The organism is Haemophilus parainfluenzae (genome assembly GCF_036288925.1).
Taxonomy (GTDB): domain Bacteria; phylum Pseudomonadota; class Gammaproteobacteria; order Enterobacterales; family Pasteurellaceae; genus Haemophilus_D.
On the sequence record NZ_CP127167.1, the window covers coordinates 1407279 to 1432080 of the forward strand.

Consider the following 24802-nt stretch of genomic DNA (forward strand, 5'->3'; position numbering starts at 1 on the left):
TGATTAGTCCTCATTAATTCGACTCGCTACCGCATTTTGCTGATGTTTATATTTGGCATCTTTACGGCTAGTGTAAGGGCGCGCTGCCGAGCCGCTTAACACTTCGAAACTCAATGCGCCAATCACCATATTAGGACGCAATGCTAAAGGTAATTTGCCAGAATTGTAGAATTCCAACACAATTTTACCTTCCCAACCTGGGTCGATACGATGAGCGGTAACATGCACCATTAAGCCTAAACGGGCAAGAGAGGAACGACCATCTAACCAACCGATAATATTGGCAGGGAGTTTCACCGACTCTAATGTGGTTGCTAAGGCTAATACACCAGGGTGTAAGAAGAAGGCCTCATCATCTCCAATAATAATTTCATCACTCATGACTGATTCAAGTTGAGCTGAGACTTCTTCTTTCGGGCCACTTAAATCAATGTAAGGGGCAGAATGTTCACGAAATACGCGAAATGAATTGCCTAAACGCACATCAATGGTTGCACCATTGATTTTGTCGTTATCAGGACGAGGCGTTAACGAAATAAGACCATTATCCAAATAGCGTTCGATATCGGTATCGCAAAGACGCATGATTTTTCCTATTTTTCGTTTAATAAATGCAGAATTTGAGCTTTTAACATATTAATCGCAATACGGTTCTTGCCGCCACGAGGAATCACGATATCCGCATATTGTTTGGATGGCTCAATAAATTGTAAGAACATTGGACGAACGGTTGCGCGGTATTGGTCAATTACAGATTGTAATGAACGACCACGTTCTTCCATATCCCGTTGTAAACGACGGATAAAACAAATGTCTAATGGGGTATCTACGAAAACAGAAATATCAGCCAATTGGCGAACTCGCTCATCAGTGAGCAATAAAATCCCTTCTAAAATCACAATTTTTTTCGGGGTGAAGTGTTTGGCTTCGTCTGTTCTAGTGTGATCAACATAACTATAGACCGGAATATCGACAGCCTTTCCATTTTTTAAATCTTTTAAGTGTTGAATGAGTAACTCTCTATCCATTGAATTGGGGTGGTCATAGTTGGTTTTGACTCGAACACTCATCTCCAAATGGCTTTGATCTTTATAGTAGCTGTCTTCAGCAATAATTCCGATTTCTTCGCAACCTAAATCGTTACAAAGCTCTTTATGAACAGTAGAAGCAATAGAACTTTTGCCTGAAGCCGATGCGCCGGTAATGGCAATAATGATGCAAGATGAGTTTGACATAAAAAAAACTAAAATTTAGAAAGGTAAGAACTAAAGGAAATTATAAAGAAAAATCCGTTTAAATTCATCTTTCTTTTTCTTATATTTTTTCAAATTTGTGAAGCGCTTCACGGAAATTTTTTCCATTTTCATTTAACATTCATTCGCTTCCCTTATTTCATCTGTGTTATTTATAAGGAGTGTAAGATGAAAAAGAATAAAATTTCTCTCTCTATTTCAACCGCACTTTTAGCTGCAGGTTTCATAACATCATCCGCTGTTAATGCTCAAGGGCGTTTGGTGGTATATTGTAGTGCAACCAATATTCTGTGTGAAACGACAACGAAAGCCTTTGGCGAAAAATATGATGTGAAAACTTCATTTATTCGTAATGGTTCAGGTAGTACTTTTGCAAAAGTTGAAGCAGAAAAAAATAACCCACAAGCAGACGTGTGGTTTGGCGGTACGTTTGACCCTCAAGCACAAGCTGCAGAGTTGGGTTTAATCGAACCTTATAAATCTAAACACATTGATGAAATCGTGGAACGTTTTCGTGATCCAGCGAAAACCAAAGGTCACTATGTGTCATCTATCTACATGGGTATCTTAGGCTTTGGTGTGAATACTGAGCGTTTAGCAAAATTAGGGATTAAAGAAGTACCAAAATGCTGGAAAGATTTAACCGATCCTCGCTTAAAAGGCGAAGTCCAAATTGCTGATCCACAAAGTGCGGGTACAGCATACACCGCATTAGCGACTTTCGTTCAACTTTGGGGCGAAGATAAAGCCTTTGATTTCTTAAAAGCATTACATCCAAATGTCTCTCAATATACAAAATCAGGTATCACGCCATCTCGTAATACAGCACGTGGAGAAGCCACTATAGGGGTTGGTTTTTTACACGATTATGCACTTGAAAAACGTCAAGGTGCACCATTGGAATTAGTCGTACCTTGTGAAGGTACGGGCTATGAATTAGGTGGCGTGAGTATCTTAAAAGGTGCGCGTAACATTGATAACGCAAAATTATTCGTGGATTGGGCATTATCTAAAGAAGGTCAAGAGTTAGCGTGGAAACAAGGTGATTCTTTACAAATCTTAACCAACACAACCGCGGAACAATCGCCAACTGCGTTTGATCCAAACAAACTTAACCTCATCAATTATGACTTTGAAAAATATGGTGCAACCGAACAACGCAAAGCCTTAATTGAAAAATGGGTTCAAGACGTTAAATTAGCGAAATAATGTTTAAAGTGCGGTTGAAAACAGAGAAATTTTTGACCGCACTTTGCATTTGAACCCATAAAGTGGTTACTGCGATGAGCGCCAACTCATCTTATTTTTATAAAAAACACAGGAGTGAACCAATGAAATTGTCTAACGTTGCTTTAGCACTTTCTGGTATTGTATTTGGAGGCATGTTATTGAGTTCTCACGCATCTGCTGCAGAAGGGCGTTTAGTCGTTTATTGCAGTGCGCAAAACACGATGTGTGAGCAAGAAACCATGGCTTTTGAGAAAAAATATGGTATCAAAACCAGTTTTATCCGTGGTGGCACAGGCACAATTTTAGCTAAAATTGATGCTGAGAAAGACAACCCTCAAGGGGATGTGTGGTATGGCGGTACGCTTGATCCTCATTCTCAAGCCGGTGAAATGGGCTTGCTTGAAGCGTATAAGTCGCCAAATCTTGCACAAATTCCTGAACAGTTTAGAGATCCCGCTAAAATTAAAGGCAACTATTCCTCTGCGATTTACCTCGGTGTATTAGGTTTTGGGATTAACCCAGAACGTTTAAAAAAACTTAATTTACCAACCCCAAAATGTTGGAAAGATCTCGCTAATCCTGCTTACCGTAATGAGATCCAGGCGGCAGATCCGCAAAGTTCAGGAACAGGTTATACTCAGTTAGCGACCTATATCCAACTTTGGGGTGAAGATGAAGCGTTCAAATATCTCAAAGAACTCAATAAAAACATTTCCCAATATACCAAATCAGGTAACACGGCAACCCGTAATACAGCACGTGGTGAAACCGCAATCGGAATTGGTTTTTTACATGAATATTCTTTAGAGAAAGCAAAAGGTGCCCCAGTGGAATTGGTTGTACCTTGTGAAGGCACAGGCTATGAAATCGGCGGTGTGAGCGTGATTAAGGGTGCAAGAAACCTTGAAAATGCGAAATTGTTTGTGGATTGGGCATTATCAAAAGAAGCGCAAGAGCTAACCTGGAAAAAAGGGGAAGCATATTCTATTTTAACCAATAGTACCGCTGAGCAATCGCCTTATGCGCTCGATTTTAAATCCATCAATTTAATTAATTATGATTTTAACAAATACGGCTCAAGTGATTTACGTAAACGTTTGATCACAAAATGGGTTGATGATGTTAAATTAGCAAAATAATGATGTATACATAGCGAAATAATAGCTATTGTATTATTTCGCTTTTTTCTTTTATGCGAGGTTGTATGAACGCAAATAAACGTCCTATTATCCAATCAGCCAATTTTTGGATAATTCTTGCAGTGATTGCATTTCTTCTTCTTCCTTCTCATGCATTAGATTACGGCTTGTTTGAGAGTACTAGTGATGAATATTATGATGCAATGGGTTGGTCTTCGTTAAATATTACGGTCTTATGGTTTTTACCGATTCTTTTATACGGTTTAGTACCTTATCTTAAATTACCGAGGGCTACGCAAGCGAAAGTGGAACTTTATCTTATTGCCGCTGCGACGTTGTTTATCTTCGTCAGTGCGACCATTTATAAAGTCAGCCTAGGATACTCTGTGATTGTATTAATTGCGAGTTTAACCGCATTGGCGACGTTTTCTTTTGCAAAATTGCAGGTAATGCAAGGGGATAAATTTATTATTGCCTCTTTGCTTTGCATTATCTTATTAATTTTCTTCTTCATCGTTTATCCAACATTGGCGATCTTTGTATCCATGTTTTATGACGGTGATACCTTTGCACCGCAACAAGTGATGCGAATTTTGACTCAAAGCTATATTGTACGTGTTATTAGTAACTCGTTATTCTTATCAGGCTTTGTTGGCATTGTATCAACGATTTTCGGTTTGGCATTTGCGCTTTATACCACCCGCATTGCACGTAGAACGGCATTTGTTGGTAAAATTTTCTCTATTTTACCAATCGTCACACCACCGTTCGTTGTGGGTTTAGGGGTAACATTAATGCTAGGCCGTTCTGGTTATGTAACTGAGTTCTTATCCTCAACATTTGGATTTGAGAACCATAACTGGTTATACGGCTTCAACGGGATTGCCATTGCGCAGATTCTTGCTTTTGCGCCGATTTCATTCATGATTTTAGACGGCGCATTAAAATCTGTTCACCCATCAATTGAAGAAGCGTCTTACACCTTGCGTGCAAATCGTTATCAAACATTCTTCAATATCATTTTCCCATTACTACGTCCAGCATTAGCAAACTCATTCTTAATCGTGTTTATCCAATCCTTAGCGGACTTTAGTAACCCGTTAGTACTGGGCGGTAGCTTTGACGTCATCGCAACACAAATCTACTTCTATATCGCAGGCTCACAATTAGATTATGCTTCAGCAAGTACCTTAGGTTCGATGCTTTTAATTTTCTCATTAGCCGTATTTATCATCCAATATATTTGGATTGGTAACCGTTCTTATGTGACCGTTTCAGGCAAATCCTATCGTGGTGACGTGCAAGATTTACCAACCGGCTTGAAATATACCATCATCGGTATGCTTGGTTTCTGGGTACTCTTTAACTTAGCGTTATACGGCAGTATTTTCTACGGTAGTTTCACCGTGAACTGGGGTGTGGATTACACCTTAACCTTCAAAAACTATGCGATGTTATTCGGACAAAGTTTAAGCGATGGGGCATGGCCATCATTGATTAATACCTTAATCTATGCAGGAATTGCCGCACCATTGACCGCACTTTTCGGTTTATTAATTGCGTATATTGTGGTGCGTAAAGATTTCCAAGGTAAAAAATCTCTTGAGTTCTTAACCATGCTTTGCTTTGCCGTACCAGGAACAGTAGCTGGGGTATCTTATATTTTAGCCTTTAACAATGCACCGCTTTACATTACGGGTACTAGCATCATCGTGATCATCTCAATGGTCATGCGTGATTTACCAATCGGTATGCGTGCAGCCATTGCAGGTCTTGGTCAATTAGATAAATCACTCGATGAAGCGTCTCTTTCTTTAAAAGGTAGCTCATGGAAAACCTTGTGGTTTATCGTTTTACCATTGTTAAAACCAGCTTTACTTTCTGCATTGGTCACCAGCTTCGTTCGTGCGATGACCACCGTGAGTGCGATTATCTTCTTAGTCACCGCTGATACTCGCGTGGCAACCGCCTATATTTTAAACCGTGTAGAAGATGGTGAATATGGTGTTGCGATTGCATACGGTTCGATTTTAATCATCGTGATGATGGCCATTATTTTATTCTTTGACTGGATTGTGGGTGATACCCGAATTTCCCGTTCTAAAGCGAAAAAAATGAATTAACTCGTTAAGTTGTAGGTAAATATTATGAGTAATAATGATTTCTTAGTATTAAAAAATATCACTAAATCTTTTGGTAAATCCACAGTCATTGATAATTTAGATTTAACCATTAGACGTGGCACGATGGTGACCTTATTAGGCCCATCTGGTTGTGGTAAAACTACGGTGTTACGTTTGGTGGCAGGCTTAGAAAATCCCACTTCAGGTCAAATTTTTATTGATGGTGAAGATGTAACTAAATCCTCTATTCAAAACCGTGATATTTGTATCGTATTCCAGTCTTATGCGTTGTTCCCGCATATGAGTATCGGTGATAACGTCGGCTATGGTTTGCGTATGCAAGGCGTGAGCAAAGAAGAGCGCGCTAAACGTGTAAAAGAAGCGTTAGAGTTGGTTGACTTAGCGGGGTTTGAAGATCGTTTTGTGGATCAAATTTCGGGTGGTCAACAACAACGTGTGGCATTAGCACGTGCATTAGTGTTAAAACCAAAAGTATTACTTTTTGATGAACCATTAAGTAACTTAGATGCAAACTTACGTCGTTCTATGCGTGAAAAAATCCGTGAATTACAACAAAGTTTAGGTATTACCTCACTTTACGTAACGCACGACCAAACCGAAGCATTTGCGGTATCCGATGAAGTTATCGTCATGAATAAAGGTAAAATCATGCAAAAAGCGTCAGCAAAAGAGCTTTATTTGCGTCCAAACTCTTTATTCCTGGCAAACTTCATGGGCGAATCGAGTATCTTTGAAGGTAAATTGGAAAATAACACCATTGATGTGAATGGCTACAAATTACTATTAAGTAATGCGGCACAATTTAATTTATCGGATGGCGAATGTTTAGTGGGTGTACGTCCTGAAGCGATTTACTTAAAAGCAGAAGGTGAGGCAGCGCAACAATGTGAAATTAAGAGTGTGGTCTATATGGGTAACCACTGGGAAGTAGTGGCAATTTGGGCAGGCAAAGAATTGCTCATTAACACCAAACCAGAAGACTTCAATGCCGATCTCAAACAAGCTTATGTGAATTTCTCTGAACAAGGCATTTTCTTGCTGAAGAAAGAGAAATAATATCAATCTAAAGGCGTATGGAAACATACGCCTTTTCTTTTCAAACCCTTTCAACATTGATGGCAGATCGCACTTTTTCCAGATTTTCTTTTTTGATTTCAATCTGTATAATGCGCCCTTTTATGAATAAAGGTATTAAGTATAGATGAAATTAGTGATAGAACCTGATGCGTTGTTATTATTTTTACAACAGAAAATTGAGCAAAAAGACGCTTTTGGTCTTGTTGAAGGCATATGTCAATTGTTACGTAAAAGTAAGCCAACACAAATTCTTTTAGTTTTACAATTGTTGAAACATACTTTTCTACAAGATAAAGCGTTAGGGGAGGCCGTTGCAAAATTATTATGTGGTTGGCTATGTAGTTTACGCCTTTATCCTTTGTTTATTAGTAGTGGTATTCTTTCTCGTGAAGGCTTTGGACGAGAAATGAAAACACGTATTTATGAACGTTTTAATCCATCTTTCAAAGATATTAATGACTTACGTGATATTTTTTATCTCTTATTTAGTGACAAAAATGATATTCAGTGGATTAATACTATCCCATTAAAAGCATGGCGTTCAATATTTGTCGTTTTAGTTCATTATACTACAGAAAAAGATCGTGACCGTTTAAAAACACATATTGAAAGTGAAGGATTATTTGCTATTGAAATGCTTTCAATTTGGGTTGCGGCTGAAGATATGGAACCAGAACTAATGAGAATGGAGCCTTCTTTATTAAATGCTGATTCACCTTTTGTCGCTTTGCATCGAGAAGTTGTTGATTGGTTACAAGCACGTCGTCAATTTATATATTTTGATGATAGCCATTTACAGGTGATGTTTAATCAGTGTAAAAGATTAGTAGAGCGTTTAAAAAAGCGAGGAGCAATTATGGGATCCTCGCTAAATGTCGCCTATTTATTAGAACGTCTTTCTCAAACGTTAGAGCGATTGGAAACTTTAATGGCACTTTTTGCTTCAGAGCGCTATTTATCAAATAGAATATTGCTCCTTATTAATCATTTCGCACGCGCTGCCGCTGAGAAACATAGTATTTCTCGACTTTGGCAACAAAGTTCAAAATTAATTGCTCGCAGTATTACACAAAATGCAGGTGATCACGGTGAACATTATATTACCCGAGATAAAAAGGAATATTGGTCGATGTTTTATTCCGCAGCGGGGGGCGGTGTATTAATCGCATTAATGGCATTATTTAAAACCTATTTAGGTAGCATCATTGATGACAAAGTATGGAAAGGGATTGCTGAAGGCTTAAATTACGGCTTAGGATTTACACTCATTTTTATGTTGCATTTTACAGTGGCAACCAAACAGCCAGCAATGACTGCGGCTCGTTTTGCGGAGGCGGTAGAGAAAAACCCGCAAGGTAAAACCTTAAATATGACCTTAGCACAGTTATTGGTGGATGTATTTCGTTCACAAAGTATTGCCGTATTAGGCAATGTGGTCGTTGCGATGGGACTTGCAGCATTGATTGCTTTTATTTACCAATACCAGATGGGAGAGCCGTTAATGAATACTGAGCAAATCGCTTATCAGTTACATAGTATCGATCCTTTGGCAGGAACCTTATGGTTTGCGGCCATCGCTGGCGTTTGGCTATTTTGTTCAGGACTTATTTCTGGCTATTTTGATAATCGTAGTAATTATTTGAATATTCGTATGCGTTTAATACAACATCCGTTGCTGAAAAAAGTAATGACTGAAAAATGCCGAATTAAATTCGCTAATTATATGCATGAAAATTATGGGTCGATTATCGGTAATCTTTGTTTTGGGATGTTGCTCGGCATTACTGGCGTAGTAGGATACTTAACGCATCTTCCATTAGATATACGTCATGTGGCATTTTCATCAGCAAATGTAGGTTATATTGCCGTGAGTGGGCAATTTACTTATTCATTGCTTTTACAATGTATTGCTTTTGTTCTGTTGATTGGCTTGATGAATTTAATTGTTAGTTTTTCACTCACGCTTTGGGTTGCCTTGCGTTCTTTAAATGCTGAAATTGAGAGTTGGTGGGGAATTTGGCGAGAAGTTTGTCAAATTATGAAAAAACGACCATTGAGCTTATTTCTCCCTATTCAATTAGATAAATAATTGCGTTAAGTGCGGTCACAAATATTAATGTTTTTGACCGCACTTTCTTTTCGGCAAATTTAATTTGCGTTATTATGTTACTCATCTAATCTTATAACTTGATGAATTATTCTAATGAAACCCACATTTCTTGAACTTCGTCACCTTAGAACTTTGCTTGCGTTGAAGGAAACGGGCAGCGTTTCGATGGCGGCAAAACGTGTTTATTTAACACAATCCGCACTCTCTCATCAAATTAAGTTAATGGAAGAACAATTCGGTTTGCCCCTCTTTGAGCGCAAAAGTAATCCATTACGTTTTACTGCCGCTGGTGAACGTTTGATTCGTCTTGCAAATGAAATTTTGCCAAAAGTGATTGATGCCGAACGAGAGCTTGCTCGCGTAAAACATGGTGATGCAGGACAATTACGAATTGCAGTAGAGTGTCATACCTGTTTCGACTGGTTAATGCCTGCAATGGATGAATTTCGTCAGCATTGGAGTTTGGTGGAGTTAGATATTGTGTCAGGTTTCCATACCGATCCAGTAGGCTTATTGCTATCTCACCGTGCTGATTGGGCGATAGTATCAGAAGTTGAAGAAAATGATGATATTTTATTTAAACCATTGTTTTCTTATGAAATGGTGGGTATTTGCGCTAAGGATCATCCATTAGCTAATAAAGACGTTTGGCAAGCGGAAGATTTCGCTGAAGAAACTTGGGTAACCTATCCCGTTCCTGATGACATGTTGGATTTATATCGTCAAGTGTTGAAACCAAAAGATATTAATCCGCCGCGTCGTACAACGGAGTTGACGATCGCATTAATTCAATTAGTTGCGAGTCGTCGTGGTATTGCTACCGTGCCTTATTGGGCAGCCTTGCCTTATTTAGAAAAAGGTTATGTGGTGGCGCGCAAAATTACAGAAGAAGGGTTGTATAGTAACCTTTATGCGGCAATTCGTAAAGAAGATGCTAATTTAGCTTATAGCGAAGATTTCCATCAAACAGTAAAAGCACAAAGTTTTTCGACCTTACCTGGTTTGTCTGTTTTAGAGCTGTAGTAGGTCAATATGTCAGAAGTTGTGACAGAAAATCCCATAAAAGCCGCGGCAAAAGCGGCATTTCCTTACAGCATGCCAATGCTTGCTGGCTTTTTATTTTTAGGCATTGCATATGGCATTTATATGAAAGCACTTGGATTCGGTGTTTGGTTCCCCGTTGCAATGGCAGCGCTCATTTATGCCGGATCTATTGAATTTATTGCCGCCGCCGCCTTAGTCATGCCTTTTTCGCCTTTAAGTGTTGCCTTGGTTACGCTGATGGTAAGTGGTCGCCAAATTTTTTATGGTATTTCCATGTTAGAAAAATATGGTGCTCAAATTGGGAAAAAACGTTGGTATTTAATTAGTACATTAGTAGATGAAAGTTTTTCCCTAAACTATATGGCGAAGATCCCCGATCATTTAGATAAAGGGTGGTATATGTTCTTTGTCAGTTTTTATCTCCACATTTATTGGATCGTCGGTGCAGGATTAGGTAACCTATTTGGTTCAATCATTCCTTTTGATTTAAAAGGGGTAGAGTTTGGGATGACAGCACTTTTCCTCGTAATCTTTGCTGAAAACTGGCTAAAAGAAAAATCTCATGAAAGCTCATTATTAGGTTTAGGCGTAGCTTTTGCATCACTGTTAGTTGTTGGGAAAGAACACTTTTTAGTGCCAACGCTAATCAGTATCTGGATTCTATTAACGGTACGACGTCCTAAACTTTCATCTAAATTGGAGGCACTAAAATGACATTGATGGAACAAATTATCACCATTATGATTTGTATTGTGTGCGTGCAATTTACTCGATTATTGCCATTCTGGATCTTTCCCGCAAATCGTCCGATTCCGGAATATGTTCGTTATCTAGGTAAAGTATTACCTGCCGCGATGTTTGGAATGTTAGTCGTGTATTGCTATAAAAATGTGGATGTGTTGAGTAGTTATCACGGCTTGCCCGATTTTATTGCGGGAGCTTTGGTATTGGGATTGCATTTCTGGAAAAAGAATATGTTTCTTTCCATCTCGGCAGGCACAATTTTTTATATGTTTTTAGTGCAAAAAGTCTTTATCTAAGGGAATGTTGAGCGAAATAAAAATTTCTTGATATTGCAATCGGTTGCTTTTATTTCGCCTCTTTCCCTGAATTCCAAAATCTTTTATGATGCCGCTTCAATCATTGTTGAGGGAGAGATTTATGGAATTTAATTTCATTGAATTATTAGGTTATTTGGCAACATTCTTTGTGGCTGTGTCTTTTTTATTTAAATCAATTGTTCATTTGAGAGTTGTCAATGCTATTGGGGCGATACTCTTTGTCATTTACAGTTTGATCATCAAATCTTATCCAGTTGCGCTTCTAAACGCATTCTTATTTTTCGTTAATTTGTATCAACTTTATCGTTTGAAAAAAGAGCAATCGGCATCAAAAGTGCTTAAATAATTGACCGCACTTTTTTTCTATTTACCCCCACATTTGATATAACGCAATCACTAGTGGCATAGTAAACATACAAAGCAGCGTCGTTATCCCATAAATAGCGCTGGCTTTTTGTGGATTGTTGTTATAAATCACCGCCATTTGTGTCACTGTCGAAGCTGAAGGGCTAGTGGTAGCTAAAAAGCTAATCAGCACGATAATTTCACCTTTTTCAACCCAATGTACAAAGCCAATGAGCTTTATTAATACCAACAACACAAGCGGAATAATCAACAAGCGCAATAGTGTGACTAAATAAATGCGTTTAGATGAAACAATGCTTTTTAATGGAATTGCGGCAATTAACATACCTGCAACAAGCATGGCATTTGGACCAATAAACAAACCTATGGAAGAGAGCGTGCCATTGATAATGTTTGGCAACTTAATTTGAAAAGCAAACAAAAATGCGCCGACGAGAATTGACCAAATATTGATATTTTTGGCGATCGTCTTCAGCGACAAATTTCCTTTTCCTACAATAATCAAACGGCAATGTGTCCAAAATAGAAAGGTTTGAACCACAATAAAACAGCTTGCGTAAATGACCCATTCTTTACCAAATAGCGACATCACAATCGGAATAATCAAGTTGCCAGAATTAGAATAAATGGCAGTGGCATGCTCAATGGGATCAAGGTTTAATAAGCGCTTTAATAGACTGCCAATAATAATCAGAATACCCTGAAGAAATACGGCCATAAGTAGTGAAAGCTGCAAACCTTGCAGGATTTCAGGTGTGTAATCAATTTGAAATGCTTCAATCATCACCGCTGGACTGATGACATAAAGTCCAATAATGGAAAGCGGCTTGCTATCTTCTGATTTTAATAATTTTGATTTAACCAACCCATAGCCGATAAGCACAATAAGTGTTAGTTCAATAATTTTAGTGCCGAGTAAAAAAGTGATATCCATAGTGAATCTTGATAAGAAAAGTTGTGGATATTAAACAATAGATAAAAGAAAAGGGCAAAATAATTTGCCCTTTAAATTGATTTAGGTTATTCCCACTCGATCGTTGCTGGGGGTTTTCCGCTGATGTCATACACGACGCGGGAAATGCCGTTCACTTCATTGATGATGCGGTTAGACACTTTGCCTAATAAATCATAAGGTAAGTGAGCCCAATGTGCGGTCATAAAATCGATGGTTTCTACTGCACGTAGGGAAATAACCCAATCGTATTTACGACCATCGCCCATCACACCTACAGATTTCACTGGTAAGAATACGCTGAAAGCTTGGCTCGTTTTTTCATACCAACCGCTGTTGCGTAATTCTTCGATAAAGATCGCATCCGCACGGCGTAATAAATCGCAGTATTCTTTTTTCACTTCGCCTAATACACGCACGCCTAAGCCTGGGCCAGGGAATGGGTGGCGATTGATCATTTCAGCCGGTAAGCCTAATGCTAAACCGATTTTACGTACTTCATCTTTAAATAATTCACGTAAAGGTTCAACTAAACCAAGTTTCATATAGTCTGGTAAGCCACCTACGTTGTGGTGTGATTTAATCACATGTGCTTTACCGGTTTTGCTTGCTGCTGATTCGATCACGTCAGGGTAGATCGTACCTTGTGCCAACCATTTCACGTTAGTGAGTTTTTTTGATTCATCATCGAATACATCCACGAACACTTTACCGATAATTTTGCGTTTCGTCTCAGGATCGGATACGCCAGCAAGTTCGCCTAAGAAACGGCTTTCAGCATCAACACGGGTAATGTTCAAGCCGAATTTGTCACCGAACATTTCCATGACTTGATCGCCTTCGTGTAAGCGGAGTAAACCGTTATCCACGAATACGCAGTGTAAGTTTTTGCCGATAGCACGGTGTAAAAGTAATGCAACCACAGAAGAGTCTACACCACCAGATAAACCTAAAATCACTTCATCATCGCCCACTTGCTCTTTAATGCGAGCAACAGCATCTTCGATAATGTTTTCTGCTGTCCATTTGGTTTCGCAACCACAAATGTTCACCACGAAATTCATCAATAATTCCAAACCTTTTTTTGTATGGGTTACTTCAGGGTGGAATTGTACACCGTAGAAACGACGGCTTTCATCAGACATTGCGGCAATTGGGCAGGTTGGAGTCGTACCAGTAACTTGGAAGTTTTCAGGTAAACGCGTTACTTTATCGCCATGGCTCATCCATACATCTAATTTGCTATCGCCATCATTTAAATGAGCGAAAAGTGCGGTTGGATTATCCATTAAAACAGAAGCATAACCGAATTCACGATGATCAGAGGTCTCAGTTAAACCACCAAGTTGCATTGCCATGGTTTGCATGCCGTAGCAAATACCCAATACAGGCACGCCAGCATTAAATACGTATTCAGGTGCACGCGGGCTGTTTTCTTCAGTGGTACTTTCAGGGCCACCAGAAAGAATGATACCGTCTGGATTAAATTCACGGATTTGTTCTTCAGTCACATCCCACGCCCAAAGTTCGCAGTACACACCGATTTCACGCACACGACGCGCAATCAGTTGAGTATATTGTGAACCAAAGTCGAGGATCAGGATTTTATGGTTGTGGATGTTTGTCATTTATAATGCTCTTATTCTTGATAGTGTGGACGGTCAATTTCCCCTAAAATTTTGCAAAAATCAACCGCACTTTAAAATAACAAAAGGCGGGCAAAGCCCACCTTACGGATTAGCCCATACGATAGTTTGGCGATTCTTTAGTAATCGTTACATCATGAACGTGGCTTTCTTTAATGCCTGCACCACTAATTCGAACGAATTCTGCTTTTGTGCGTAATTCTTCGATAGTTGCGCAGCCAGTTAAGCCCATGCAAGAACGTAAGCCACCCATTTGTTGGTGGATGATTTCTTTTAAGTAACCTTTGTATGGAATACGGCCTTCGATACCTTCTGGTACGAGTTTGTCTGCAGCGTTATCCGATTGGAAGTAACGGTCTGAAGAGCCTTTCGCCATGGCACCTAATGAGCCCATACCACGGTAAGATTTAAATGCACGACCTTGGTAAAGTTCGATTTCACCTGGAGCTTCTTCAGTACCTGCAAACATAGAGCCAACCATTACACAGCTTGCGCCTGCAGCGATAGCTTTTGCAATATCACCAGAGAAACGAATACCACCGTCCGCGATAACTGGAATACCACGATCTTTTAATGCCGCAGCAGCATCTGCGATAGCGGTGATTTGTGGAACACCTACACCGGTCACGATACGAGTTGTACAAATTGAACCAGGGCCGATACCTACTTTCACTGCGCTTGCGCCTGCGTCTGCAAGTGCGATAGCACCTTCAGCTGTTGCGACGTTACCCGCAACAATAGGTAAGTTTGGATATTTTGTACGAGTTTCACGAACACGTTGTAATACGCCTTCTGAATGACCGTGAGAAGAGTCGATTAACAATACATCTACGCCTGCTTTCACTAATGCATCAATGCGTTCTTCGTTACCTGGGCCTGCACCTACTGCTGCGCCTACGCGTAAACGACCGAATTCATCTTTACATGCATTTGGTTTTTGTTCCGCTTTTTGGAAGTCTTTAACGGTGATCATGCCTTTTAATTTGAAAGCATCATCTACAACAAGTACTTTCTCTACGCGGTTTTGATGCATTAATTCTAAAATTGTTTCACGGCTTGCACCTTCTTTTACGGTAACTAAGTCTTCTTTTTTCGTCATTAATTGTGAAACAGTTTTGCTTAAATCTTTTACGAAACGCGTGTCACGGCCAGTGATGATACCGATTAAGTTATTTTCACCGTCTACAACAGGGTAGCCAGCGAAGCCGTTTTTCTTCACCATTTCAGCAAGTGCTGCAAGAGTTAAATCTGGTGAAACAGTCACAGGTTCAGAAACGATACCACTTTCGAATTTTTTCACTTTACGAACACGATCCGCTTGGCGTTCGATCGTCATATTTTTGTGAATAAAGCCGATGCCGCCTTCTTGTGCTAAAGAGATCGCTAATTTGGTTTCTGTGACAGTATCCATCGCTGCAGAAAGCATCGGAATATTTAAGCGAATTTCTTTGGTGAGTTGAGTTGAGAGGTTGGCTGTGTTCGGAAGAACAGTTGAATGAGCTGGGACGAGTAGAACGTCGTCAAAAGTCAGAGCTTCTTGTTTGATTCTAAGCATGGCAATATCTCACTGTTAAGAATTGTGTTAAAAAATATTGCGGCGGGATTATACAGATTTTTCATGTGGTTGAAAATGAATTTTTTCGCTTTTATGGTAAGATTTGCCAAGATTTTTATGAGAAGGAATGAATATGCCATCGTTATTGGATTGTTTGTCTGATTGCCACCCTAAAGTGCGGTCAGATTTGATGTCGTTTTTAAATATTACGTCAAATGAATTGGCGCAAGAAATAGCATTATTGAGAGAATCGGGATTGAATATTCAAGAAGAAAATGATGTTTATCAGTTAGTGCCAGAAATGCCTTTGTTAAATCCGCAAACAATTTCGACCGCACTTTTCCCTTATTCTGTGCATTATCATCGAACCATTTCTTCAACAAATGAATTTATAACGAATCAAATTAACCAATTAAAAAAAGGTGATTTGTGTCTGGCAGAATATCAAACCGCAGGGCGGGGACGTCGTGGTCGTCAATGGCTTTCACCGTTTGCAGGGCAGTTAATTTTCAGTTTTTATTGGACTATCGATCCTAAAAAAGCATTGGATGGATTAAGTTTAGTAATCGGTTTAGCGATTGCAGAAGCGTTAAATGCGAAAGTGAAATGGCCAAATGATATTTTGCTTTCAGGGCGGAAGCTTGGTGGCATTTTAGTGGAAATCATTAATCATAAGAATGGGTTGCTTAATTTAGTGGTTGGTATTGGGATCAATGTAAAATTACCACAATCAACCGAAATTAGTCAGCCGTATGCGCAGCTAACCGAACAGGATCCAAATATAGATCGTGAAACGATCCTTATTAAAGTGATTCAACGTATTTATTCTCGATTAGCTCAATTTGAAGAAAAGGGCATTGATGAGGAATTTATGCAACAATGGATAAACCATAATGAATTTTTTGGTGATAAAGTGAATGTCTTTACTGAACAAGGTGCGATTTCAGGTATAGAGCAGGGAATTGATAAGCGCGGTTATTTGAAACTCATAACCGATGAAGGCGAGCGGTATTTTAATGCCGGAGAGGTTTCTTTAAGAAGAAGGTAAATAAAAAGTGCGGTTAAAATTAACCACACTTTTTATATGTATGCTAAACCACTTTTTGAATAAGCGCTGAAATGTCATCTGCAAATTTTTCATCTCTTGCCATTTTCTCAATTTCCTCAGCAGAATATTTTTCACCGTTATACACGACAACAATGCTGAGATCATTGGGTTGTAAGAAATGCGTTTCGCCGAACTCGGTATAACGGGTGGCGCCAATACTAATAATCGCTTGTTCAGGATAGTTTGCTTGCTCTAACAAAGAAGCAATATGATTCATCGGTCCCTCATCGGGTTGATTATTCATTCTATCCACGATCCAATCTAATAATTGTTGGTGGAAATAGCTATAACCAATAGCAGGGCTGTCAATACCATACGTATTGAGCTCGCCATTGCGTTTATGGAAGCAAGCGATACGATATTGATCAATTTCACTTCCCTTAACAAAGAAAGAAAGTGGAATCAGTTTTGATGAAATACCTTTACTTGCCGATCCCCAGTTTTTCTTTTCACAGATTTTTTTCGCATTAGGGCGACGAATAGAGCAGTCATTATAGGCTGCAAAATAGTGCGGAATAATATGCTCAACTTGCTTTCCTTTATAGGTAAGATCACAAATAAGCGTAATTTCAGGTTCAATTTGAAGATTATCCGCGCCTTGTGGAAAATTAATTTGATTGTGACTTAAAGGAAAGGTAGAAAGAAAGCCCGCTTTTTCGCTTGGCACATAAAACGGGAAAATCGCTTTGGGTTGAATGGCATTTTCTGTTTTTACTTGAGTGAAATCAGCCGCCTCGCCGGCTTGTTCCAAATGTCCTGCGAAATTGCCTGCCACACCTAAACCAATCATTTGTTCAAAATTCATGAAGACCTCATTAGATTGCTTACTCTTTTTGGGGTAATTTACCTTGAATGTTGAACAAATACAAATCACTTTGATGATTAAATCATCATGTGATAAAAAAATTGAATTTTTTTGTAAAAAGCACTTGCAAAGAATTCTGAAATATCTATAATACGCCCCACACAACGACGCACTGTTGTGAAACGTAATAAAACCAGTGCGTCGTTCTTTTTTTGCTCTTTAACAATATATCAGACAATCTGTGTGGGCACTTGTTGATTGACTTGTTTTAAAAATATTTTTTAATTTTGAAGTCTTAATAGGTGCTAACTAGAAATTCATTATACTTTATTAAGTAGTGACATTTTATGTCAGCAGTATTGAGCGATTGAACTTGAATTGAAGAGTTTGATCATGGCTCAGATTGAACGCTGGCGGCAGGCTTAACACATGCAAGTCGAACGGTAACATAGAGAAGCTTGCTTCTTTGATGACGAGTGGCGGACGGGTGAGTAATGCTTGGGAATCTGGCTTATGGAGGGGGATAACTACGGGAAACTGTAGCTAATACCGCGTAATATCGAAAGATTAAAGTGTGGGACCTTCGGGCCACATGCCATAGGATGAGCCCAAGTGGGATTAGGTAGTTGGTGAGGTAAAGGCTCACCAAGCCGACGATCTCTAGCTGGTCTGAGAGGATGACCAGCCACACTGGGACTGAGACACGGCCCAGACTCCTACGGGAGGCAGCAGTGGGGAATATTGCGCAATGGGGGCAACCCTGACGCAGCCATGCCGCGTGAATGAAGAAGGCCTTCGGGTTGTAAAGTTCTTTCGGTAGCGAGGAAGGTGGTTAGTTTAATAGGCTAGCCAATTGACGTTAACTACAGAAGAAGCACCGGCTAACTCCGTGCCAGCAGCCGCGGTAATACGGAGGGTGCGAGCGTTAATCGGAATAACTGGGCGTAAAGGGCACGCAGGCGGACTTTTAAGTGAGGTGTGAAAGCCCCGGGCTTAACCTGGGAATTGCATTTCAGACTGGGAGTCTAGAGTACTTTAGGGAGGGGTAGAATTCCACGTGTAGCGGTGAAATGCGTAGAGATGTGGAGGAATACCGAAGGCGAAGGCAGCCCCTTGGGAATGTACTGACGCTCATGTGCGAAAGCGTGGGGAGCAAACAGGATTAGATACCCTGGTAGTCCACGCTGTAAACGATGTCGATTTGGGGGTTGAACTTTGAGTTTGGCGCCCGTAGCTAACGTGATAAATCGACCGCCTGGGGAGTACGGCCGCAAGGTTAAAACTCAAATGAATTGACGGGGGCCCGCACAAGCGGTGGAGCATGTGGTTTAATTCGATGCAACGCGAAGAACCTTACCTACTCTTGACATCCAGAGAACATTCCAGAGATGGAATGGTGCCTTCGGGAACTCTGAGACAGGTGCTGCATGGCTGTCGTCAGCTCGTGTTGTGAAATGTTGGGTTAAGTCCCGCAACGAGCGCAACCCTTATCCTTTGTTGCCAGCGATTCGGTCGGGAACTCAAAGGAGACTGCCGGTGATAAACCGGAGGAAGGTGGGGATGACGTCAAGTCATCATGGCCCTTACGAGTAGGGCTACACACGTGCTACAATGGCGTATACAGAGGGAAGCGAGAGTGCGAGCTGGAGCGAATCTCACAAAGTACGTCTAAGTCCGGATTGGAGTCTGCAACTCGACTCCATGAAGTCGGAATCGCTAGTAATCGCAAATCAGAATGTTGCGGTGAATACGTTCCCGGGCCTTGTACACACCGCCCGTCACACCATGGGAGTGGGTTGTACCAGAAGTAGATAGCTTAACCTTTTGGAGGGCGTTTACCACGGTATGATTCATGACTGGGGTGAAGTCGTAACAAGGTAACCGTAGGGGAACCTGCGGTTGGATCACCTCCTTACCAAAGACGAGAGACAATAAGTGTCCACACAGATTGATTGATATATTGTAGAAAATGAATGAAGAGAGAAAAGTGCGTAAGCAAAATGTAAGATAGAGTATCTTTATTTGTTGTCCCCATCGTCTAGAGGCCTAGGACATCGCCCTTTCACGGCGGTAACCGGGGTTCGAATCCCCGTGGGGACGCCAAATAAAGATAACTTTATTATCTTCTGTTCTTTAACAACCAGGAAACAAGCTGAAAAACTGAAGAGACTTTCAAGTCCTTTTAAAGGATAAGAAAAAGTCTGAGTAAGAATAAAATCTTGATTGAACAAAAGCAATCAAGTGTTTAGTTGAAAACACAACATCAAGAATTTTTGAGGTTGTATAGTTAAGTGACTAAGCGTACAAGGTGGATGCCTTGGCAATCAGAGGCGAAGAAGGACGTGCTAATCTGCGAAAAGCTTGGATGAGTCGATAAGAGGCGTTTAATCCAAGATGTCCGAATGGGGAAACCCAGTAGATGAAGAATCTACTATCACTGACTGAATACATAGGTAAGTGAGGCAAACCGGGAGAACTGAAACATCTAAGTACCCCGAGGAAAAGAAATCAATCGAGATTTCGTTAGTAGCGGCGAGCGAACGCGAAGGAGCCTGTTAGTGATAATGACAGAGACAGAGGAACAAGCTGGGAAGCTTAGCGACACAGGGTGATAGCCCCGTACTCGAAGTCCAGGTCATGGTACTAAGCTAACGACAAGTAGGGCGGGACACGTGATATCCTGTTTGAAGATGGGGGGACCATCCTCCAAGGCTAAATACTCCTGATTGACCGATAGTGAACCAGTACTGTGAAGGAAAGGCGAAAAGAACCCCGGTGAGGGGAGTGAAATAGAACCTGAAACCTTGTACGTACAAGCAGTGGGAGCCCTTTAAGGGTGACTGCGTACCTTTTGTATAATGGGTCAGCGACTTATATTTTGTAGCGAGGTTAACCGAATAGGGGAGCCGAAGGGAAACCGAGTCTTAACTGGGCGTCTAGTTGCAAGGTATAGACCCGAAACCCGGTGATCTAGCCATGGGCAGGTTGAAGGTTGGGTAACACTAACTGGAGGACCGAACCGACTAATGTTGAAAAATTAGCGGATGACTTGTGGCTGGGGGTGAAAGGCCAATCAAACCGGGAGATAGCTGGTTCTCCCCGAAATCTATTTAGGTAGAGCCTTGAGCGGACACCTTCGGGGGTAGAGCACTGTTTCGGCTAGGGGTCCATCCCGGATTACCAACCCGATGCAAACTACGAATACCGAAGAGTGATACTCAGGAGACACACGGCGGGTGCTAACGTCCGTCGTGGAGAGGGAAACAACCCAGACCGCCAGCTAAGGTCCCAAAGTCTATATTAAGTGGGAAACGAAGTGGGAAGGCTTAGACAGCTAGGATGTTGGCTTAGAAGCAGCCATCATTTAAAGAAAGCGTAATAGCTCACTAGTCGAGTCGGCCTGCGCGGAAGATGTAACGGGGCTCAAATATAGCACCGAAGCTGCGGCATCAGTAGCAATACTGTTGGGTAGGGGAGCGTTGTGTAAGCGGATGAAGGTGTGTTGAGAAGCATGCTGGACGTATCACAAGTGCGAATGCTGACATAAGTAACGATAAAACGGGTGAAAAACCCGTTCGCCGGAAGACCAAGGGTTCCTGTCCAACGTTAATCGGGGCAGGGTGAGTCGGCCCCTAAGGCGAGGCTGAAAAGCGTAGTCGATGGGAAACAGGTTAATATTCCTGTACTTGGTAAAGCTGCGATGTGGGGACGGAGCAGGTTAGGTTATCGCACTGTTGGATATGTGCGTTTAAGTTGGTAGGTGGGAAGTTTAGGCAAATCCGAACTTCCTTAACACTGAGAGATGATGACGAGGCTCTACGGAGCTGAAGTAACCGATACCACACTTCCAGGAAAAGCCACTAAGCGACAGGCTTTACTAAACCGTACTGAAAACCGACACAGGTGGTCAGGTAGAGAATACTCAGGCGCTTGAGAGAACTCGGGTGAAGGAACTAGGCAAAATAGCACCGTAACTTCGGGAGAAGGTGCGCCGGCGTAGATTGTAGTCCCTCGCGGGCGAAGGTTGAACCGGTCGAAGATACCAGCTGGCTGCAACTGTTTATTAAAAACACAGCACTCTGCAAACACGAAAGTGGACGTATAGGGTGTGATGCCTGCCCGGTGCTGGAAGGTTAATTGATGGTGTAATCGAAAGAGAAGCTCCTGATCGAAGCCCCAGTAAACGGCGGCCGTAACTATAACGGTCCTAAGGTAGCGAAATTCCTTGTCGGGTAAGTTCCGACCTGCACGAATGGCATAATGATGGCCAGGCTGTCTCCACCCGAGACTCAGTGAAATTGAAATCGCCGTGAAGATGCGGTGTACCCGCGGCTAGACGGAAAGACCCCGTGAACCTTTACTATAGCTTGACACTGAACATTGAATTTTGATGTGTAGGATAGGTGGGAGACTATGAAGATGATACGCCAGTATTGTTGGAGTCGACCTTGAAATACCACCCTTTAACGTTTGATGTTCTAACGAAGATTGCGAAACGCGGTCTCGGACAGTGTCTGGTGGGTAGTTTGACTGGGGCGGTCTCCTCCCAAAGAGTAACGGAGGAGCACGAAGGTTTGCTAATGACGGTCGGACATCGTCAGGTTAGTGCAATGGTATAAGCAAGCTTAACTGCGAGACAGACAAGTCGAGCAGGTACGAAAGTAGGTCATAGTGATCCGGTGGTTCTGAATGGAAGGGCCATCGCTCAACGGATAAAAGGTACTCCGGGGATAACAGGCTGATACCGCCCAAGAGTTCATATCGACGGCGGTGTTTGGCACCTCGATGTCGGCTCATCACATCCTGGGGCTGAAGTAGGTCCCAAGGGTATGGCTGTTCGCCATTTAAAGTGGTACGCGAGCTGGGTTTAGAACGTCGTGAGACAGTTCGGTCCCTATCTGCCGTGGGCGTTGGAGAATTGATTGGGGCTGCTCCTAGTACGAGAGGACCGGAGTGGACGCACCACTGGTGTTCCGGTTGTGTCGCCAGACGCATTGCCGGGTAGCTAAGTGCGGAAGAGATAAGTGCTGAAAGCATCTAAGCACGAAACTTGCCAAGAGATGAGTTCTCCCAGATTATAAATCTGTAAGGGTTGTTTAAGACTAAGACGTAGATAGGCAGGATGTGTAAGCGGTGTGAGCCGTTGAGCTAACCTGTACTAATTGCCCGAGAGGCTTAACTATACAACGCTCAAGGGTTTTGGGTGTTGGGTAAACAAAACAAACTCAGAGAAGAAGAAAGTTTTAAAGTTGAATCAGCTTGTTTGGTTGTGAGCGCTAGAGATAGCGGAGCAGAGAGAAATAGAAAAGTTATTAAAGGAATAATCCTGGCGGCGATAGAGCGGTGGTCCCACCTGACCCCATACCGAACTCAGAAGTGAAACGCCGATGCGCCGATGGTAGTGTGGGGTTTCCCCATGTGAGAGTAGGACACCGCCAGGTACTGAATGTAGAACCCCGAGCTGAAGAGCTTGGGGTTTTTGTTTATGGATTTTTATTAAAAATTATATAGAATGATCTCAATTTTTATTTCTCAATATAAACAATGAAAAACTTTAGATATTTTGCTCAACGTTATGTTGATTGGGTTATTCGATTAGGTCGAGTTCGTTTCTCTTTACTTGGCATTGCTATTCTTGCGATTTTGGCTCTTTGTATACAAATCTTATTAAGTACCCTTTTTAGTGATGGTATTCACTGGAGTGATATTGTTCGCTCGATCACTTTTGGTTTGTTTACTGCTCCTTTTGTTATTTATTTCTTTACGCTACTTGTTGAGCGATTAGAGCGTTCCCGTTTAGAGTTATCTAAAACGCTTGCACGATTAGAAAAAAATAGTCGTGATAAAAGTACTTTACTTGCAACAATTAGCCATGAGTTACGTACCCCATTAAATGGAATCATTGGTTTAAGTCGAATTTTATTAGATGATAAATTAACGGAACAACAACAGAATTATCTGAATACGATTAATCTAAGTGCGGTCAGTTTAGGCCATATTTTTAGCGACATTATTGATTTAGATAAGATCGACTCTAAACGTATTGAATTAAATATTCAACCTTGCGATTTCCATTCACTACTTAATGATTTTTATAATTTTGGTACCTTAATGGCAGAGCAAAAGGGACTAAAGTTTTCTTTAAATTGTGATGAAAATTTAGCTAATTGGCTTTATCTCGATCGTGCACGTATCAGCCAAATTCTTTGGAATTTAATTGGTAATGCTGTGAAGTTTACTGATAAGGGTGAAGTTATTCTAACAGTACAGAAAATACAGGATAATCAGTATCAATTTAGTGTTACTGATACGGGAGCAGGTATTGCACCTTATGAATTAGATAAGATTTTTACCATGTATTATCAGGTTAAAGATAATATTCATCGTTCAGCAGGAAGTGGCATCGGTCTTGCAATTTCTAAAAATCTTGCGCAGTTAATGCAAGGTGATTTAACCGTTGAAAGTGAATTGGATAAAGGTTCTACTTTTTATTTAACGATTATGGCTGAACAAGCGCAAGCTCATGATGGAAATGCTGAAAAAGCCATGCAGCATCTTTCTATTTTATTAGTTGAAGATGTTGAATTGAATGTGGTTGTGGCTAAAAGCATTCTTGAAAAGCAGGGGCATTATGTTGATGTTGCCATGAATGGTGAACAGGCGATCCGATTATTTGAGAAAAATACCTATGATATTGTTTTTCTTGATATTAAGTTGCCTGATATGTCAGGTTTTGATATCGCACAATATTTGCGAAAAAACTACGAAGAAGGGATTTACGATTTTCTACCGCCTTTAATTGCCTTTACAGCGAACGTGATGCATAGCGAAGAAGAATATCAAGAGCAGGGAATGGATGGCGTGTTACGCAAGCCACTTTCTTTGGTTGAATTACGTCAATGCTTTAAAACTTTTTTAGGCGATGATATTGAATGTATCTCTGATGAAGAAGAAACACCTCACGTTCAAGAAGGCATTAATATTTCACTTATTGAGTTAATTGGAAAATCTCAAGCTAAAGCTAATGTTGATTTATTTAAACAATGGATGCCAATTTATTTAGATGAATTAGAGACAGCTTATGAGGATTATCTTGCAAACTCAGATATGCAACAAACGGTGTCAGATGTCGCACATAAAATTAAAGGTGCAGCTGCATCAGTAGGACTTGTGAATGTTCAAAATATCGCAAAACAGGCTCAAGATATCTCATTACCAAATTGGACATCCGATATTGCTTCATGGATAAAGCAACTCAGTAATGAATGGTCTCAAAATTTAGCTGAATTAGAAGTGTATTTAGAAAAGTAAT

At 40.8% G+C, this 24802-nt stretch carries 17 protein-coding genes, 1 tRNA gene and 3 rRNA genes; 15 read left to right on the top strand and 6 right to left on the bottom strand.

Annotation, left to right across the window (positions count from 1 at the left end; all coding sequences use genetic code 11):
• Positions 1 to 3: 3 nt before the first annotated feature.
• Together dcd and udk are read right to left on the bottom strand one after the other, a co-directional pair.
• Positions 4 to 585, bottom strand: a complete 582-nt coding sequence (gene dcd, locus QQS40_RS07250) for a dCTP deaminase (RefSeq protein ID WP_126471029.1) — start codon at positions 583 to 585, stop codon at positions 4 to 6.
• Between the two features lie 8 nt (positions 586 to 593).
• The gene (gene udk, locus QQS40_RS07255) at positions 594 to 1235 is read right to left on the bottom strand and encodes a uridine kinase (RefSeq protein WP_126471031.1); all 642 of its coding nucleotides are present in this window, start codon (positions 1233 to 1235) and stop codon (positions 594 to 596) included.
• Between the two features lie 186 nt (positions 1236 to 1421).
• Here udk and QQS40_RS07260 point away from each other — a divergent pair, with 186 nt between their 5' ends.
• The 9 genes from QQS40_RS07260 (at position 1422) to QQS40_RS07300 (ending at position 11404) form a co-directional block, all read left to right on the top strand.
• On the top strand, positions 1422 to 2462 hold the full coding sequence (locus QQS40_RS07260; protein WP_049355993.1) for an ABC transporter substrate-binding protein: 1041 nt from the start codon (positions 1422 to 1424) through the stop codon (positions 2460 to 2462).
• Between the two features lie 122 nt (positions 2463 to 2584).
• Positions 2585 to 3622, top strand: coding sequence for an ABC transporter substrate-binding protein (locus QQS40_RS07265; RefSeq protein ID WP_289901219.1), 1038 nt, complete (start codon positions 2585 to 2587; stop codon positions 3620 to 3622).
• A 65-nt stretch (positions 3623 to 3687) separates the two neighbouring features.
• Positions 3688 to 5745: an ABC transporter permease gene (locus tag QQS40_RS07270; protein WP_289901218.1), complete on the top strand. Its 2058-nt coding sequence runs from the start codon at positions 3688 to 3690 to the stop codon at positions 5743 to 5745.
• Between the two features lie 24 nt (positions 5746 to 5769).
• Positions 5770 to 6822, top strand: coding sequence for a ferric ABC transporter ATP-binding protein (gene fbpC, locus QQS40_RS07275; RefSeq protein WP_329504590.1), 1053 nt, complete (start codon positions 5770 to 5772; stop codon positions 6820 to 6822).
• 145 nt (positions 6823 to 6967) lie between these two features.
• Complete coding sequence (locus tag QQS40_RS07280) at positions 6968 to 8932, top strand: site-specific recombinase (RefSeq protein ID WP_329504592.1); 1965 nt, start codon at positions 6968 to 6970, stop codon at positions 8930 to 8932.
• Positions 8933 to 9046: 114 nt separating this feature from the next.
• Positions 9047 to 9976 carry a LysR family transcriptional regulator gene (locus QQS40_RS07285; protein WP_128787502.1) on the top strand — a complete coding sequence of 310 codons (930 nt, stop codon included), beginning with the start codon at positions 9047 to 9049 and terminating at the stop codon, positions 9974 to 9976.
• 9 nt (positions 9977 to 9985) lie between these two features.
• Positions 9986 to 10711 carry an azaleucine resistance protein AzlC gene (azlC, locus tag QQS40_RS07290; protein ID WP_049356002.1) on the top strand — a complete coding sequence of 242 codons (726 nt, stop codon included), beginning with the start codon at positions 9986 to 9988 and terminating at the stop codon, positions 10709 to 10711.
• Positions 10708 to 11037, top strand: a complete 330-nt coding sequence (locus QQS40_RS07295) for a branched-chain amino acid transport AzlD family protein (protein WP_049356005.1) — start codon at positions 10708 to 10710, stop codon at positions 11035 to 11037. The genes azlC and QQS40_RS07295 overlap by 4 nt, the downstream gene beginning before the upstream one ends.
• A 121-nt stretch (positions 11038 to 11158) precedes the next feature.
• Positions 11159 to 11404, top strand: coding sequence for a YgjV family protein (locus tag QQS40_RS07300; protein WP_049356007.1), 246 nt, complete (start codon positions 11159 to 11161; stop codon positions 11402 to 11404).
• Positions 11405 to 11425: 21 nt separating this feature from the next.
• On the opposite strand, the gene QQS40_RS07305 is transcribed toward QQS40_RS07300, so the two are convergent.
• The 3 genes from QQS40_RS07305 to guaB form a co-directional block, all read right to left on the bottom strand.
• Positions 11426 to 12358: an AEC family transporter gene (locus tag QQS40_RS07305; protein ID WP_329504596.1), complete on the bottom strand. Its 933-nt coding sequence runs from the start codon at positions 12356 to 12358 to the stop codon at positions 11426 to 11428.
• Positions 12359 to 12444: 86 nt separating this feature from the next.
• Positions 12445 to 14004 (bottom strand): glutamine-hydrolyzing GMP synthase, encoded by a 1560-nt coding sequence (guaA, locus tag QQS40_RS07310; RefSeq protein ID WP_049356010.1) that lies wholly within the window; start codon positions 14002 to 14004, stop codon positions 12445 to 12447.
• A gap of 109 nt (positions 14005 to 14113) precedes the next feature.
• Positions 14114 to 15577 (bottom strand): IMP dehydrogenase, encoded by a 1464-nt coding sequence (gene guaB / locus QQS40_RS07315; protein ID WP_329504599.1) that lies wholly within the window; start codon positions 15575 to 15577, stop codon positions 14114 to 14116.
• Between the two features lie 127 nt (positions 15578 to 15704).
• Here guaB and birA point away from each other — a divergent pair, with 127 nt between their 5' ends.
• Entirely contained in the window at positions 15705 to 16625 is a 921-nt protein-coding gene (gene birA, locus QQS40_RS07320) for a bifunctional biotin--[acetyl-CoA-carboxylase] ligase/biotin operon repressor BirA (RefSeq protein WP_329504601.1), read from the top strand.
• Between the two features lie 43 nt (positions 16626 to 16668).
• Here birA and QQS40_RS07325 read toward each other — a convergent pair whose 3' ends face one another.
• Positions 16669 to 17490, bottom strand: coding sequence for a DUF5718 family protein (locus tag QQS40_RS07325; RefSeq protein WP_329504603.1), 822 nt, complete (start codon positions 17488 to 17490; stop codon positions 16669 to 16671).
• Positions 17491 to 17865: 375 nt separating this feature from the next.
• Between QQS40_RS07325 and QQS40_RS07330 the strand changes: the two genes are divergently transcribed.
• From QQS40_RS07330 to QQS40_RS07350, 5 genes are all read left to right on the top strand, one after another.
• Positions 17866 to 19405, top strand: a 16S ribosomal RNA gene (locus tag QQS40_RS07330).
• A 112-nt stretch (positions 19406 to 19517) separates the two neighbouring features.
• Positions 19518 to 19593, top strand: a tRNA-Glu gene (locus QQS40_RS07335).
• Between the two features lie 182 nt (positions 19594 to 19775).
• Positions 19776 to 22673: ribosomal RNA gene (locus QQS40_RS07340) — 23S ribosomal RNA — on the top strand.
• Between the two features lie 142 nt (positions 22674 to 22815).
• A 5S ribosomal RNA gene (gene rrf / locus QQS40_RS07345) occupies positions 22816 to 22931 on the top strand.
• The 16S, 23S and 5S rRNA genes sit together here with 1 tRNA gene alongside, the layout of an rRNA operon.
• A 103-nt stretch (positions 22932 to 23034) precedes the next feature.
• Complete coding sequence (locus QQS40_RS07350; protein WP_329504605.1) at positions 23035 to 24801, top strand: ATP-binding protein; 1767 nt, start codon at positions 23035 to 23037, stop codon at positions 24799 to 24801.
• Position 24802 lies beyond the last annotated feature (1 nt).

Excerpts from the sequence above, each read along its gene's own strand:
- azlC (WP_049356002.1), top strand. The coding sequence starts at position 9,986 with ATGTCAGAAGTTGTGACAGAAAATCCCATAAAAGCCGCGGCAAAAGCG.
- udk (WP_126471031.1), bottom strand. The coding sequence starts at position 1,235 with ATGTCAAACTCATCTTGCATCATTATTGCCATTACCGGCGCATCGGCT.
- QQS40_RS07265 (WP_289901219.1), top strand. The coding sequence starts at position 2,585 with ATGAAATTGTCTAACGTTGCTTTAGCACTTTCTGGTATTGTATTTGGA.
- fbpC (WP_329504590.1), top strand. The coding sequence starts at position 5,770 with ATGAGTAATAATGATTTCTTAGTATTAAAAAATATCACTAAATCTTTT.
- QQS40_RS07300 (WP_049356007.1), top strand. The coding sequence starts at position 11,159 with ATGGAATTTAATTTCATTGAATTATTAGGTTATTTGGCAACATTCTTT.
- dcd (WP_126471029.1), bottom strand. The coding sequence starts at position 585 with ATGCGTCTTTGCGATACCGATATCGAACGCTATTTGGATAATGGTCTT.
- QQS40_RS07295 (WP_049356005.1), top strand. The coding sequence starts at position 10,708 with ATGACATTGATGGAACAAATTATCACCATTATGATTTGTATTGTGTGC.
- QQS40_RS07350 (WP_329504605.1), top strand. The coding sequence starts at position 23,035 with ATGAAAAACTTTAGATATTTTGCTCAACGTTATGTTGATTGGGTTATT.
- guaB (WP_329504599.1), bottom strand. The coding sequence starts at position 15,577 with ATGCTTAGAATCAAACAAGAAGCTCTGACTTTTGACGACGTTCTACTC.
- QQS40_RS07325 (WP_329504603.1), bottom strand. The coding sequence starts at position 17,490 with ATGAATTTTGAACAAATGATTGGTTTAGGTGTGGCAGGCAATTTCGCA.
- birA (WP_329504601.1), top strand. The coding sequence starts at position 15,705 with ATGAATATGCCATCGTTATTGGATTGTTTGTCTGATTGCCACCCTAAA.
- guaA (WP_049356010.1), bottom strand. The coding sequence starts at position 14,004 with ATGACAAACATCCACAACCATAAAATCCTGATCCTCGACTTTGGTTCA.
- QQS40_RS07285 (WP_128787502.1), top strand. The coding sequence starts at position 9,047 with ATGAAACCCACATTTCTTGAACTTCGTCACCTTAGAACTTTGCTTGCG.
- QQS40_RS07305 (WP_329504596.1), bottom strand. The coding sequence starts at position 12,358 with ATGGATATCACTTTTTTACTCGGCACTAAAATTATTGAACTAACACTT.
- QQS40_RS07280 (WP_329504592.1), top strand. The coding sequence starts at position 6,968 with ATGAAATTAGTGATAGAACCTGATGCGTTGTTATTATTTTTACAACAG.
- QQS40_RS07260 (WP_049355993.1), top strand. The coding sequence starts at position 1,422 with ATGAAAAAGAATAAAATTTCTCTCTCTATTTCAACCGCACTTTTAGCT.
- QQS40_RS07270 (WP_289901218.1), top strand. The coding sequence starts at position 3,688 with ATGAACGCAAATAAACGTCCTATTATCCAATCAGCCAATTTTTGGATA.